This is a genomic window from Synechococcus sp. 60AY4M2 (assembly GCF_002760375.1).
Classification (GTDB): domain Bacteria; phylum Cyanobacteriota; class Cyanobacteriia; order Thermostichales; family Thermostichaceae; genus Thermostichus.
Map to the genome: position 1 here is coordinate 2,529,364 of NZ_AUMZ01000001.1, position 13,079 is coordinate 2,542,442.

The 13,079-nt window shown below is 60.5% G+C and carries 17 protein-coding genes; 9 read left to right on the forward strand and 8 right to left on the reverse strand.

Annotated elements, in window-relative coordinates:
• Positions 1-278 (forward strand): transposase (locus SYN60AY4M2_RS11115; RefSeq protein WP_206336825.1); only part of this gene is annotated, 278 nt, incomplete at its 5' end.
• A 157-nt stretch (positions 279-435) separates the two neighbouring features.
• Here SYN60AY4M2_RS11115 and SYN60AY4M2_RS14115 read toward each other — a convergent pair.
• On the reverse strand, positions 436-594 hold the full coding sequence (locus SYN60AY4M2_RS14115) for a hypothetical protein (RefSeq protein WP_168173338.1): 159 nt from the start codon (positions 592-594) through the stop codon (positions 436-438).
• The gene (locus SYN60AY4M2_RS11120; protein ID WP_011431017.1) at positions 591-938 is read right to left on the reverse strand and encodes a hypothetical protein; all 348 of its coding nucleotides are present in this window, start codon (positions 936-938) and stop codon (positions 591-593) included. The genes SYN60AY4M2_RS14115 and SYN60AY4M2_RS11120 overlap by 4 nt, the downstream gene beginning before the upstream one ends.
• A 41-nt stretch (positions 939-979) precedes the next feature.
• On the opposite strand from SYN60AY4M2_RS11120, the gene SYN60AY4M2_RS11125 reads away from it, so the two are divergent.
• The 3 genes from SYN60AY4M2_RS11125 to SYN60AY4M2_RS11135 all read left to right on the forward strand — a co-directional run bounded on the left by SYN60AY4M2_RS11125 (position 980) and on the right by SYN60AY4M2_RS11135 (position 3,114).
• Entirely contained in the window at positions 980-1,306 is a 327-nt protein-coding gene (locus tag SYN60AY4M2_RS11125; protein ID WP_011431016.1) for a phasin family protein, read from the forward strand.
• Between the two features lie 138 nt (positions 1,307-1,444).
• Positions 1,445-2,047 (forward strand): 3-isopropylmalate dehydratase small subunit, encoded by a 603-nt coding sequence (gene leuD, locus SYN60AY4M2_RS11130; RefSeq protein ID WP_041438503.1) that lies wholly within the window; start codon positions 1,445-1,447, stop codon positions 2,045-2,047.
• A complete protein-coding gene (locus tag SYN60AY4M2_RS11135) occupies positions 2,044-3,114 on the forward strand; it encodes an SAM-dependent methyltransferase (protein WP_011431013.1) in 1,071 nt (356 codons plus the stop codon). Before leuD ends, SYN60AY4M2_RS11135 begins: the two co-directional genes overlap by 4 nt.
• Here the strand turns inward: SYN60AY4M2_RS11135 and SYN60AY4M2_RS11140 are convergent.
• Positions 3,096-3,284 carry a hypothetical protein gene (locus tag SYN60AY4M2_RS11140; protein WP_011431012.1) on the reverse strand — a complete coding sequence of 63 codons (189 nt, stop codon included), beginning with the start codon at positions 3,282-3,284 and terminating at the stop codon, positions 3,096-3,098. The genes SYN60AY4M2_RS11135 and SYN60AY4M2_RS11140 overlap by 19 nt on opposite strands.
• A 142-nt stretch (positions 3,285-3,426) precedes the next feature.
• Between SYN60AY4M2_RS11140 and SYN60AY4M2_RS11145 the strand changes: the two genes are divergently transcribed.
• Positions 3,427-3,666 carry a hypothetical protein gene (locus tag SYN60AY4M2_RS11145; protein ID WP_011431011.1) on the forward strand — a complete coding sequence of 80 codons (240 nt, stop codon included), beginning with the start codon at positions 3,427-3,429 and terminating at the stop codon, positions 3,664-3,666.
• 81 nt (positions 3,667-3,747) lie between these two features.
• Positions 3,748-4,173 (forward strand): NfeD family protein, encoded by a 426-nt coding sequence (locus SYN60AY4M2_RS11150; RefSeq protein WP_011431010.1) that lies wholly within the window; start codon positions 3,748-3,750, stop codon positions 4,171-4,173.
• Positions 4,174-4,494: 321 nt separating this feature from the next.
• Here SYN60AY4M2_RS11150 and SYN60AY4M2_RS11155 read toward each other — a convergent pair whose 3' ends face one another.
• The 5 genes from SYN60AY4M2_RS11155 to sufB form a co-directional block, all read right to left on the reverse strand.
• Complete coding sequence (locus tag SYN60AY4M2_RS11155) at positions 4,495-5,895, reverse strand: 1-acyl-sn-glycerol-3-phosphate acyltransferase (protein WP_011431009.1); 1,401 nt, start codon at positions 5,893-5,895, stop codon at positions 4,495-4,497.
• Between the two features lie 136 nt (positions 5,896-6,031).
• Positions 6,032-6,484, reverse strand: coding sequence for an AbrB family transcriptional regulator (locus SYN60AY4M2_RS11160; RefSeq protein ID WP_011431008.1), 453 nt, complete (start codon positions 6,482-6,484; stop codon positions 6,032-6,034).
• Positions 6,485-7,157: 673 nt separating this feature from the next.
• The gene (gene sufD / locus SYN60AY4M2_RS11165; protein ID WP_099812916.1) at positions 7,158-8,444 is read right to left on the reverse strand and encodes a Fe-S cluster assembly protein SufD; all 1,287 of its coding nucleotides are present in this window, start codon (positions 8,442-8,444) and stop codon (positions 7,158-7,160) included.
• Positions 8,441-9,214 carry a Fe-S cluster assembly ATPase SufC gene (sufC, locus tag SYN60AY4M2_RS11170; protein WP_099812918.1) on the reverse strand — a complete coding sequence of 258 codons (774 nt, stop codon included), beginning with the start codon at positions 9,212-9,214 and terminating at the stop codon, positions 8,441-8,443. The genes sufD and sufC overlap by 4 nt, the downstream gene beginning before the upstream one ends.
• Before the next feature lie 126 nt (positions 9,215-9,340).
• Entirely contained in the window at positions 9,341-10,777 is a 1,437-nt protein-coding gene (sufB, locus tag SYN60AY4M2_RS11175; protein ID WP_099812920.1) for a Fe-S cluster assembly protein SufB, read from the reverse strand.
• A 131-nt stretch (positions 10,778-10,908) separates the two neighbouring features.
• On the opposite strand from sufB, the gene sufR reads away from it, so the two are divergent.
• The 3 genes from sufR to SYN60AY4M2_RS11190 all read left to right on the forward strand — a co-directional run bounded on the left by sufR (position 10,909) and on the right by SYN60AY4M2_RS11190 (position 13,007).
• A complete protein-coding gene (sufR, locus tag SYN60AY4M2_RS11180) occupies positions 10,909-11,637 on the forward strand; it encodes an iron-sulfur cluster biosynthesis transcriptional regulator SufR (RefSeq protein WP_099812922.1) in 729 nt (242 codons plus the stop codon).
• Positions 11,638-11,687: 50 nt separating this feature from the next.
• Complete coding sequence (locus tag SYN60AY4M2_RS14680; RefSeq protein ID WP_255322479.1) at positions 11,688-11,813, forward strand: hypothetical protein; 126 nt, start codon at positions 11,688-11,690, stop codon at positions 11,811-11,813.
• A gap of 87 nt (positions 11,814-11,900) precedes the next feature.
• Entirely contained in the window at positions 11,901-13,007 is a 1,107-nt protein-coding gene (locus SYN60AY4M2_RS11190; RefSeq protein ID WP_099812923.1) for an efflux RND transporter periplasmic adaptor subunit, read from the forward strand.
• The last annotated feature ends 72 nt before the right edge of the window (positions 13,008-13,079 follow it).

Below are 13,079 nucleotides of genomic sequence, written 5' to 3' on the forward strand. Positions count from 1 at the left end.
CGAGGAAGGTTGTGATTATGGACAATTTAAATATCCACAAGAGTCGGGAAGTTGAGGAATTGATTAGGGGTACAGGTGCACGAATCCTATACCTGCCTGTGTATGCGCCGGAGTTGAATCCCATTGAGATGATGTGGTCGGTGTTGAAGCATTTTATTCGGCAGCTTTGCAGAATTGGGAAGTATAGCATGGAGCAGATAGTGAAGACTTCTTTACTACTGATCAATCCATCCTCCTTCCGAAGTTGGTTTGCTAAGTGCTGCTATTGTACCCCTTGAGCCCTTAACAGGCTGTACCTGCTTTTTCCAGCCTTTTTTACCGCTTCTAGGCAGAAAATGCCATCTTGGGCCTCGACTGGAATGTGTCGCTGCGCATCCGCGGAGAGCAGATCCTCCTCGTGGAGATGGGTGGCAGCATCAACTGGATTTCCCTGCCTCAGTCGCTCACCAGCCGCTGCCGAGAGTGCTGGCGATCGTGCCAAGTGAGAGAAACGGTCTCCATCTGGCCAGGGATCCCACCTGGCGGCTCAACCAGCAGCTCCGTTACTGCAATAACCGCCAGCTCCTCGCCCAAAGCGTGTCGGCCTTCGCTCATCTCAGAGACTCCAGATATTGGCTGAGGTCTTCTTGCAGGCGGGAGAACTCCACTTCAATAGAAAGGCGCAATGCCCCTGTTTTCAACATTACTAACACCTTGGCGGCGTGGGGGCCGGGCCAGATATTGGGATTGCAGAACATCTCCAGGTACAAGTTTGGGGCGGCATGGTGAAACTCAATCGGCGCCTGGGGCTGGCGTTGGGGGCCGCTTGCCCCCACTTTGAGCCGCTCCACAAGGGTTTGCAAAGCCCTGTGCCACTCCCGCGCCCCCTCTGCCGAAAGCGGGAAGCTGGCCGACCCGGTTGCGAAGTTGAGGGCAAACTGAGGAGAATAGGTAGTCATAGAAGCCCGTACCTTCGGCAAGCATTCTCTGGAGGGCAGCGTTGGACAATAACAGTATCTTACGTCAGCTCTTACTAATGGGCGTGGGCACCACCGCTCTGCTCGCGGAGCAGTTGAAAAAGGCTGCTGACGAGCTGGTGCAGAAAGGTCAGCTCAAGCCAGAAGAGGCCTCCAACGTCATCAACAACCTGCTCAACCAGGTGAAATCCGAGCAGAGCAACCTGGAGTCTTACGTGCAGCGGCAGGTGCGCAACGTCCTGCAGGATTTGGGTGTTCCTCGCCAATCGGAAATGGACGAGCTGCGCGGGCGGCTGGATCGGCTGGAGCGGCAGGTGCGCAACCTGGAAAACCAAGTTTACCGCCGCTAGCCGAGCTGGATGGTTCGTTTCTGGCGCTTGGCTTGCCCCCTCGGCCAAGCAGAGTTGGGCAAGGGATCCCAGGCTATACCCTGCAAAACTCTGAAGCCAATTCCCAGCTTTTGAGTCCAGAAGGTCACTGCAATTCCCATGCCAAGCGAAGTTTTGACCATCACGGGCCGCGGGATCCCGCTGGTGGGCAACGACATCGACACTGACCGGATTATCCCGGCCCGTTTCTTGAAGTGCGTTACCTTTGAGGGCTTGGGCCAGCATGTATTTGCCGACGACCGGGCCCAGAATCCCGGCCAGCATCCCTTTGACCTGCCTCAGTACCAGGGGGCAGAGATCTTGCTGGTCAACGCCAACTTTGGCTGTGGCTCCAGCCGGGAGCACGCCCCCCAAGCCCTGGCCAAGTGGGGGATCCGCGCCCTCGTCGGCGAAAGCTTTGCCGAGATCTTTTTCGGCAACTGCCTGGCCTTGGGGATCCCCTGCGTCACGGCGCCCGCCAGCGTGATCCAAACCCTGCAAGGGGCGGTGGCCGAGAATCCACAGCTCCGGTTGACGCTGGATGTGCTCAACAAACAGGTGTGCTGGGAGGATAGAACCGCTGCTGTCGAGATCCCACAGGGGGCCTGGCAGATGCTGGTGCAGGGGACGTGGGATGCCACCGGACAATTGCTGGCCGCCCGGGAGCGGATTCAAGAGGTAGCTGCTTCCTTGCCCTATTTGCGATGGCAGCGGGTCAGGTGAGCAGGTTTCTTCCCCCCACTACTCACCTGTGGCTGGGCAGCGCCGACCCCGATTTTCTGGATCTGGCGAGGCGGGAAATTGCGGCAGCGGATCCCGAGGCCGTCTTTCAGCCTTTGCCGGAGGCACCTGGCCTAGTGCGGGTGTGCAGCCAGCGCTCGTTTGCCGACCTTGCCCAGGCCTGGCAGGCTAACCCGCCCATTTTTTTGCGCCACATCTGCCCCATCCACCAAGAGCGACAGCTCGACGAGATCTCCCTGCTGCGCCTCGATCAAAACCTCTTGGCGGCCATCGACCCTGCCCTCAGCTTTTCGGTACAGACGCGCCGGTTTGGCAAGCTCAACGTCAAGCCCTTCCAGGTTAACGCAGCCCTGGCCGAACAGGTGATGGCGACGGTGGGATCCCCTCTGCAGGTCAAGGATCCCCAGCAGGTGATCTCGGTGGTGCTCCTGGCCAGCTCGACAGGGCTCCGGGCTTGGCTGGGCCTGTCGCTGGCGGCGCAAAACCTCTCCACCTGGGCCGGCGGCGTCCACCGCTTTCGCCGCGATCCCGACCAGATCAGCCGAGCGGAGTTTAAGCTGCTGGAGGCCATCCAGGTGTTTCGCGTCCCTTTGCAACCAGGGGGACGGGCCTTGGATCTGGGGGCGGCGCCGGGGGGCTGGTCGCGCATTTTGCGCCTGCATGGCCAGCAGGTGACGGCTGTGGATCCGGCGGAGCTGGACGAGCGCCTCCGCCACGATGCCGGCATTTGTCACCATCGCCTCAGCGCCCAAGCCTATCTGGCCCGCTGTCCAGGTCAGTTTCACCTCATCCTCAACGACATGCGCATGGATGGCCGTGCCTCTGCCCATCTGATGGCGGCTTTTGCCCCTCATCTGGAGCCGCAGGGGGCAGCCGTGATGACCCTAAAGCTCCCCCACCAGCATCGCCTGCGGGTGCTCCGCCAGACCCTAGACATCTTGGGCAGCGCCTTCCCGGTGGTGAGGGCGCGCCACCTGTTTCACAACCGCAGCGAAATTACCCTCTACCTGCAAAAAGGGATCCCGGCCCCTCACTCTTCCACCACCTGAATTTCCCGGCGCAGCACCTTCTCGCGAATGGACTCCAGCAAGCTCATCTCTTCCGGGGAGATTTTGCCATCGGCCCGGATGGCGGCGATGATTTGATCCACCTCGCTGCGGGTTAACTTCTTATCTTCCAGGGCTTGCTCCACCAGCACCTGCAGTTGGGAAAACTCCATAAAACCACTGCTCCTCTGGGCTTAACCGGTCTTCTCACTTCATCCAGGCTATCTGCGCTCATTCCGATCCCCGGCAGGCGCAAGATTCTCTTCAGGTCAGGTATTCTGAAGAAAATGTAAAAGCCTAGGAGAAAACGACCTCATGGCTGGCCCAACTCTCAAGAGCACTGAGCACGACTGCGCCACTCTTTGCCGAGATGGCTGTGTCTTGGGCGACGCCTGCCCCCACCGAGAGGCGGCTCGTCAAGCAGTGGCCTTCGTCATGAACACCGACTGGGAGACGCTGATGCGGATCGCCGAATCCAGGAACCTACCCAAGGATCCCCCCCAAGCAGAGGTGGATCCCCTGCAGTTTTTGGAGAACTACCGCCTGGGCGGCTAGCTAACAGCTCGGCAACAAATCCCAGTGCAGAATCCAGGTGCTTTGAGCCATACTTTAAATGGGGTCGAATGCCTGGGTTGTATGGTTTGGCCCTGGGTTGTCTTCGGCTTGGTTCTCATTGCTGCCGAGCTGTTTTTGCCGGAGTTGGTGGCCGGGCCGGCGGGTGTGGCTGCCCTAGGGGCTGCTCTTCTGGCCTATTGGGGGTGGCCAGTTTGGGCCCAGTTCTCGGCCTGGATTGTGCTCTCCCTTGGGTTGATCGTTCTCAGCCGGCGTCTGCTGCCCTCTACTTCAACTCAGCTGGAAGATCTCCTGAAGGAATCGCGAGAAGCGCGGGCAGTTACGGCCATTCCGCCGGGCAAGCGGGGTCGGGTCTCCTATCTCGGCTCCACCTGGAATGCCAAGTGCAGCGTCCCCGACCTGGAGATCCAGCCTGGGCAAGAGCTCTACGTGGTCGATCGCCAAGGCAATACCCTGATCGTGATGCCGATGCAGATGCTCAAGTCTTGAGGGGGATCAGAGGCTTGGCTGCGACTCACTGGACAGGCTCTTTTGAAGAAACACCTGAGGAGTCGGGGAATCTCTGCGAAGGCGAACAAGAAGCTCGCCCTCAGTCCACCGTACTCGGCTACCCATCCCAACAGGTCTAGCAGGTTCTAAGTAGAAGATGCCGTTGGCGGTGGGGGGATAGAGGGCGGGGCTCCCGCGGTTTCTGGCTGAACGCTGGGGAGGCCTTCCCTACAGGCGGCGCAACAATTCCCAACAACAGGCCGGTATCGGTTTCGGCCCAGGCCTTCCCGCTCCCCTCGACAAGGCCAGCCAACCCAGATCTCAGCCGACGGCCACGCTCGCAGGGGAGCGCGGGATCCCTTGCAGCAGCCGCTCCATCTCCGCCTGCAAATCCTGGGTTAGAGCTTGTACGGCTTGCCGGCGGTTGGCCTGGTAGGCGGGCCAGCGCTCCGAAACCGAGAGGGGATCGCCGATGCTGAAACGGGCCAGCCGCGGCCCCAACCTGGGGGGGGCAGCGCCGACGGCGTTTTTGCCTTTGATCCAGGCCAACAGGTTCCACAGCCGCAGGGCGGTTTCGGCCAGTTCCTCCAAACTGGGTTGCTCCGGCAGGGGACGCACGGCAAACACCATCAGGGTCTCCACCAGGCGCATGTGCCAGAGGTGGAAGCTGGCCTCAGAGGCGACGCGATTGGCCAACCCCTTCTCCACAGCCGAAAGCGCCGCAATATCAGGGATATCTTCCCGGTAGATCCAGGCCCAGCCTGCCTGTTCGATGCGATGCCGCCGCTCGATCAAGTCTCCCTGGGGCTGCAGGCCAAAGTGCTGCTCGGCCACGCGCAGGGCCAGATCCGATAGGCTTTGCAGACGTGCCAACAGATCCCCTCCCCCTTTCAGGCTGACCCGCGCCGCGTCGGGCAAAGCTGGGGCGTAGAAGCGCTCGTAAAAACGCTCCATCACCTGAATCAGATGCTCGGCCAGGCGGAGCAGGCGGGCCATCAAAAACCCTTTGCCGACATGGGCCGAGCGCGTGGCCGGGAGCTTGCAATCCGCCTCCATGCGGCGGAGCAACCTGTCCAGCGCCAGGCTGGGATCCCTCAAGTAGGAGTAGCGGAGGCCCACCGGCAAGATCAGCACCTCCTCCGGGCGCCCCGCCTTGTGCAGATCCTCCACCGCCCAGAAACTCATTTGGGCCACCCCCGGCTCCAGCGGGTTGAGCAGCCCACTCATGCCGTTGATTGTCCCTTCGGGAGCCACCGCCAGGGGGTACGGGCCTGACACAAACTGCTCGCGAGAGCTCTTCAGCCCTGCCCGATCCAGACGGCCCCGCAAAATCGGGATCCCGCCCAGCCGGGGAAGCCCCCAGCGGCCAATGAAGCCCAGCCATAGGGGCAGGCCGCGGTCGTAGACAAACAAAACATGGGGACGCTGCCGCAGGCGGATCCCCTGTTGTCGAGCTACCTGAGGCAGAAGATGGGAAAACAGGTACATCAAGCAGGGGGGATCGTCGAGGGTGGGGTGGCGAAAGGCTACCAACAGGCGAATCTTGCCTGCCTCAAATTGCTGATAAAGCTGGGCCAAACGCTCGCCCCCCTCCACCTCAACGCGCGGGATCCCCTTGGCCCAGCGCAACCACAAGGGCAAACCCGCTTGCGCCAAACGAACTACCCAAGGCGTCAATCGCGGCGGCAGAAACTTGAGAGGAGGTTGAACAGTCTGGTACATAGGGATCTTCAGATCTAGGGTTGGCGAAGTCAATAAACCCAAGCTTCGGATCCCATCTTAAGGAGGGTTTGGAAGAGAGAAAGCCCTGCAGTGACAGTTTCTCAACTGGATTCCCTTGCCCAACTCCAGAAGAGGTTCAAGCTCCTGTTGTTTTTTTCCTGCGGCTCCGCGTCTTTTTGGGGGCAGCTTCTTCGTTCGAGGTTGAGTCCTCCATCACCTGACCGTTGAGCACTTGCTTGAGGTGAATGTGCTTATAGCCCAACTGAATCTCAAACTCATCGCCGGGCTTGAGATTCATTTTTTCGGTGTAAGCGGACCCGATGATGATCTGACCATTCTTGTGAACGCTCACGCGAAAGGTTGGCTCGCGACCGCGCCTGTCACGCTTGGCAGTTGGACTGAGGCTCAGACCTTTTGCCGCCAGCACCGCATCATAAAACTCATTTAAGTTGACGCGGAGCTTGTTGGTCTTGGTCATGGTTACGTAGCCACAGCGCTTTGCCGTCTCGCGGCGCGGAAGATGGCTCAACGCTTCTACCTTCTGCAGGAGAGCCTTTCCGGTTAAAGGTTGTGGTGGTATGTCCAACATTTTCTAATGCCCTACAGTCCTCTCCAGGATCATAACCTCCTGGCGTACTTCTGCAACCAAAAGTTGGGGACTCTTTTCGAGGCCACATTTTTCTCCTACTACTTGAAGTGGTTCTCTAAAGGAGAAAGGCTCTCCTCAATAGGCGTTCAATCGGTGTTCTTGCCGTGGTAAAAGGTGAGGGGGGAGCAGGGACTCAAGCGCGGAGGGGGGCTGCAGCTTTTGTTTTGATGGCGCCAAAGGCTAGAGAATCGGTATGGCTCTTCGGCGCGCTGGGTGCTTCGGCAGAGAGGCCAGAGGGATCCGCAGAATCGGGGGAAGAGAAGTGGGCCAGGCCAGGATTGGCGATGATAAAGTCGCGCCAACCAGACTAGATCTGTTCCTCCGATTCCCACCCCTCTGCCGCCCTAAACCCCCAAGACAGCTTCTCCGAACTTCAGCAAAAGGGGCTGGAGTTGTTTTGCACAACGGGTCGGAAAGATAGCCAAAGCAAGCCTGCGGCCCAATGCCATCACCTACAGGGCCGGTAAGGGATTTCGGGCTTCTCGGCGGGAGCCGGCGACGCCACGGGCGTTTTTTTTTCGCCGTTCGACGGGCGCGGGCGACGCAGGCCGCTAGCAGCCATTTCAAGACTGGCCGATGGCAGTAAGGGCTGGAGCGAAATGGGAGGGACAACTCAGCCGGATCCCAAGCGCTTGGCCACCTGGGAAGGAAGCTGGGCCAGCGGGATCCCCTCTAGGATCTCTGCCGCAAAGGCGTAGGTGAGGAGTTGCCTGGCCTGGGCTTGGGGAATGCCGCGGCTTTGCAGATAGAAGATCTCTTCCGCCTCCAGTTGGCTGACGGTGGCTCCGTGGGCGCATTTGACGTTGTCGGCAAAGATCTCCAGTTGGGGCCGGGTATCCACCCGCGCCTTGGGGCTCAACAGCAGGTTGCGGTTGGTCTGGGCGGCGTCTGTCAGTTGGGCTGCTTGGCTCACCAGGATCCGCCCGCTGAAGACCGCGCGGGCCGCCTCGTCCACGATGCACTTGTGCAGTTGGCGGCTGCTGCCGTGGGGCGCTTGATGGAGCAAGCGGGAGTGGGTGTCGCTGTGCTGGGATCCCTTCACCAGGGTCAGCCCCTGCAGCTGGGTGTGGGCCTGGGGCTCCACCTGGACAAGCTCCAGGTTGTGGCGGGAAAACTGGGATCCCCACTGGATGGCCTGCAGCCGGTAGTGGCTGTCGCGGCCCTGGCGCACGGCAGTCTGGTTGATGTGAAAAGCCTGGGATCCCTGCCGCTGCAGGATCACATGGTGTAGACGGGATCCTTCGGCCAGGGCGATCTCGGTAACAGCGTTGCCGAAGGGGATCCCTGCCCCCCACGAGACGTGGTCTTCGATGAGGGTGAGGGAGCTGTGGGCCTGCAAAGCCACCAGACAGCGGGGCTGGGCCAGAACCGCCTCTCCTTCAGAGGCCACCGTCACCCAGAGCAGGTGCAAGGGCGGCAAAACTTCCTGCTGGGGTGGCAGCTCGATTTGGATCCCGTCGGCCAGATGGGCGGTGTTGAGGGCGCTGAAGACATCGACCTTGGCGATGGTTTGCAACAATCCAGGGGCAGACTGGCTCAGAGGAGCTATTCGCAGGGCCGACGGCAGGCCGCTCAAGTCAGAAAGCTGGGGGGCAAAGTAGCCGTTGACGAACACCGCATAGCTGTGACGGCTCTCCGGCCACAGCCAGGGCTCCAGGGTGGCCCGCTCCAGACCCAGATCCCCAGGGCCGGCCAGGCGAAAGGCATGGGCCACTAGCGGCGAGAGGTCGCTGTATTTCCAGTCTTCCTCGCGGGGGGTGGGGATCCCCAGCTCCGCCAGTTGGGCGCGGGCCTGCTGCCTCAGGGTGGTATGGGGATCTTCTACCTCCGGGATTTGGCGGAGGAGGTGCTCCAGAAAGGAGTGGCCAAAGCGCTCAGCCCTCTCGGAGGGGTTGCTCATCGCGCCTCCTCCTTGAGCCAGTCGTAGCCCCGCTCTTCCAGCTCCAGCGCCAAGGTCTTATCGCCGCTGAGGACGATGCGCCCGCCTTCCATCACATGCACATAGTCGGGGGTCACATACTCCAGCAGGCGCTGGTAGTGGGTAATGAGGAGCATGGCCTTCTCAGGGCCGGCCAGTTGGTTGATGCCCTGGGCAACGACGCGCAGGGCGTCGATGTCCAGGCCGGAGTCCGTCTCGTCCAAAATGGCCAGCGTCGGCTCCAGCACAGCCATCTGCAGGATCTCGTTGCGCTTTTTCTCGCCGCCGGAAAACCCTTCGTTGACGGAGCGCTCCAAAAAAGCGGGATCCATCTTGACAATGCTCAGCTTTTCCCGCACGAAGTCGTCAAACTCGAGGGGATCCATTTCCGGCTGATCCCGGTATTTCTGCCGGGCGTTGTAGGCAGCCCGCAGAAAATCCAAGTTGCTCACCCCCGCAATCTCAATGGGGTACTGAAAGGCCAAGAAGATCCCGGCCCAGGCCCGCTCCTCCGGCTCCATGGCCAAGAGATCCTTGCCCAAATAGAGGATCTCGCCCCCTGTTACCCGGTAGTCGGGGTGACCGGCCAAGATCTTGGAGAAGGTGCTTTTCCCAGAGCCATTGGGCCCCATGATGGCGTGGATCTCGCCGGCGCGGATTTCCAAGTTTACCCCCTTGAGGATAGGAGTGCCGTCGATCTCGGCCGTGAGATCGCGAACGGAGAGGATGACAGGGCTGTTTTCCCGGATCATGTCAGCAGTTGCTCTCGAATCGATGACAGCTTGGCGCCTAGGAGTTCCCCCCAGTGCCGCTCCCCAAAATCTAGCTGCGCCAGACCCCTCGGCAATGGACAACAGGCAGGATCCCTTGCCAAGGATCTAGCCAACGGATCCCTCTAGCTTCAGGCTCAGCAGCCGATCCGCCTCGACGGCAAACTCCATCGGCAGTTGGTTGAACACCTCGCGACAGAAGCCGCTGATGATCATGGACACGGCGTCTTCTGTGGAGATACCGCGCGACTGGAAGTAGAACAGTTGCTCTTCTCCGATCTTGGAAGTTGAGGCCTCGTGCTCGACCTTGGCGGTGTGGTTTTGCACCTCGATGTAGGGGAAGGTGTTGGCGCTGCACTGATCCCCAATCAGCAGGGAATCACACTGGGAAAAGTTGCGGGCGCCCTCTGCCTTCGGCCCAATTTTTACCAAGCCGCGGTAGCTGTTTCTGGAGTGCCCTGCCGAGATGCCTTTGGAGATAATTCTGCTGCGGGTGTTGCGGCCGATGTGGATCATCTTGGTGCCCGTGTCGGCCTGCTGGTAGTGGTTGGTGAGGGCCACTGAGTAGAACTCGCCCACCGAGTTTTCCCCCACCAACACACAGCTTGGATACTTCCAGGTGATGGCCGAGCCGGTCTCCACCTGCGTCCAAGAGATCTTGGAGTTGGCCCCCTGACAGAGGCCGCGCTTGGTCACAAAGTTGTAGATGCCGCCTTTGCCGTTTTCGTCGCCGGCATACCAGTTCTGCACCGTCGAGTACTTGATTTCGGCGTTGTCCAGGGCAATCAGCTCCACCACCGCCGCGTGCAGTTGGTTGGTGTCGAACATGGGGGCCGTGCAGCCCTCCAGGTAGCTGACGTAGGATCCCTCGTCGGCAATGATCAAGGTGCGCTCAAACTGGCCCGACTCGCTGTTGTTGATACGGAAATAGGTCGAGAGCTCCATGGGGCAGCGCACCCCCTTGGGCACGTAGACAAAGGAGCCGTCGCTAAATACCGCCGAGTTCAGCGCCGAGTAGTAGTTGTCGGCAATAGGCACCACCGTACCCAGGTACTTACGCACCAGCTCGGGATACTCCCGCAGCGCCTCCGACATGGAGCAGAAGATGATCCCTTCCTTGGCCAGCTTCTCCCGGAAGGTGGTGGCCACCGAGACGCTGTCGAAAATGGCGTCCACCGCTACATTGGCCAGTCGCTTCTGTTCAGACAGCGGGATCCCCAATTTTTCAAAAGTCTCCAGCAGCACCGGATCCACTTCGTCCAGGCTCTTTTTCTTCTCCCGCACCTTGGGGGCCGAGTAATAGACGATGTTTTGGTAGTCAATGGGGGGGTAGGTCACGTTTGGCCAAGTGGGCTCGCTCATCTTCAGCCACTGGCGGTAGGCCCGCAGCCGGAACTCCAGCATGAAGTCCGGCTCCCCCTTTTTGGCCCAGATTTGGCGAATGATGTCCTCGTTTAGGCCCTTGCCGATGGATTCTGAAGGGATGTCGGTAACAAAGCCGTACTTGTAGGGCTGGTCAACCAGGGCGCGGACGCTCTTAGACATGGGTGGCTCTCAAGTAGGGATTAGAAGCGCGCAAGAACAGACGGGCAACTAAAGCAACATAGTTGTTGCTTAACTAATCCTCAAGTTACTTTAGCAATGATCCCGTTGTCAAAATAGGCAGGAGGACAACGGTGAACCGAGCACGTAGGATCGCCAGCCAGGCTACCCAGCCTACTTCCAGTAAGCAGGCTATCTTGATCTACCTGCGCAAGGCAGGACAGGCTACTGCCCAAACCCTAGCAGAGCACTTGGGCATTTCTCCCCAGGCCATTCGCCGCCACCTCAAGGATCTGGAGGCGGAGAGACTGATCCGCCATGTCGCTCAACCCAGCGGCCTTGGCCGTCCCCAGCACTTCTATCAGCTTAGCCCCCAGGGGGAAGCGCAGTTCCCTGCCCGCTACGACGAGTTTGCCCTGGGCCTACTCAACACGCTGGCCGAAACCTTGGGAGCCGAACAGATGGGATCCCTGCTCCAGCAGCAGTGGCAACGCAAAGCCCAGGAGTACCAAGCCCAGATGGGATCTGGATCCCTGGCCGAGCGGCTAGAGCGCCTGGTACAGTTGCGCCAGGCAGAAGGCTACATGGCGGAGTACTACCCCTATCCCAACCACCTGGCTGCCCCCAGGCCAGCAGAAGGCTCTGAGCAGTATGTCGAGCAGTACGTCTTGGTGGAGCACCACTGCGCCATCGCCCAAATTGCCCAGCGTTTTCCCAGCGTCTGCGGCCACGAGCTGGAGATGTTTGCCGCCGCCCTGCCCGACTGCCGGGTAGAGCGCCTCACCTGGCAGGTGAACGGAGAACACCAGTGCGGCTACTGGATTGCCAGGATGGGATCCCCTCCTAGACCCAGCCACGAGTAGCAGTAGGTGGCGGCTTCGGAAGACAGGCAAGAGCAGCTATAGCTCTGGCCGTGCAAGGGCCATGGGTCAGTTGGCTCAAGTCCGCCTTTGAGCAGTATTTCCTAGCCAAGATGCGCTGGGGGTGGGCGGTGCCTTGGTTTGAGCGCCTCAGTTTGCAGGGGGTGGGGCTCTCATAGAGCCCATCTCCAAGCCATTGGGAGATTTGGTCTTTCCTTAGCCTCTTTCTCTCGTCACTCTCAAGTTACGCCTTGGACACTTGCACTATGGAAACTCAAGTCGGCAGGTTGCACCAACAAAGGTTTTCCGGCTGGAGCTGGGGCCACCTGGGCTGGGCGCTGCTGTTCCTCTCGCTAGGGGGGCTGGGCGGCTGGCTGCTGGGATCCCAAAGCCGGCCCGGTCCAGGGGTAGCCGCTTCGGAGCTTCCCGTCAGCGAGACGGAGTCCTTGGAAACCGCCAAGGCCGCCCCGTTGGCCACGATGGAGGTCAAGCCTCGGGAAATCGGCCAAGAGCGGATTCTGGTGGGCAGCCTAGAGGCTGTGGAGCGCACCTCCCTCAGCAGCCGCATTGTGGGCCGAGTTCTGGAGCTGCCGGTTCAGGAGGGGCAGCAGGTGGCGGCCGGATCCCTGATTGCCCGTCTGGATGTCAGCGATGTGCAGGCCGCCCAGCAACAGGCCCAGGCCCAGCGGCAACAGGCTGAGGCGCAACTGCAGCAGGCCCAAGCAGGCCTTCTGGCCGCCCAGGCAGGGGTGAGGGGAGCGGAAGAAGCCTTGCGCCAGGTGCAAGCCCAGAAGCAGCAGGCGGAAGCGGAGCTGCAGGAGGCCCGTTTGCACCAAGAACGCATGCAGAAGCTGCACGCCGAAGGGGCTGTGGCCCAAGCCCAGGTGGATCAGGCCAATACGCGGGTAGCCGTGCTCTTGGGCCGGCTGGCCCAGCTCGAGGCCGGGATCCAGCAGGCCGAACAGGGATTGACCCAAGCGCGGGCCCAGCTTGCCCAGGCCAAAGGCCGGATCCCTGAGGTGCAGGCGGCCATGGCCCAGGCGCAGGCGGGGGTGGCACAAGCCCAAGCCAACCTGGCCTACGGAACCCTGGTTGCCCCCTTTGCCGGCGTCGTCACCCGCAAGTATGTGGAGGTAGGGGCTTTGGCGGGGCCGGGCCAGCCGATAGTGGAGCTAGAAAGCAGCGAGCGGCTGCGGTTTTCCGTGGCTGTGCCCGAATCGCTGGCCGGCCAGATCCGGGTGGGACAAGGGGTGCCCATCAGCATCGACAGCCTCAACCAAACCGTGGAGGGAGCCATTCGCCAAATCATCCCCAGCGCCGATCCCAGCTCGAGAACCGTGGAAGTCAAGGCGGAGCATGACTCTAGTCAATAATAAGCTCAACTATACTGAAAATAATGTATAATATGTTCAGTACGGATTACTACCAGTTGATCTTTCTGTTTA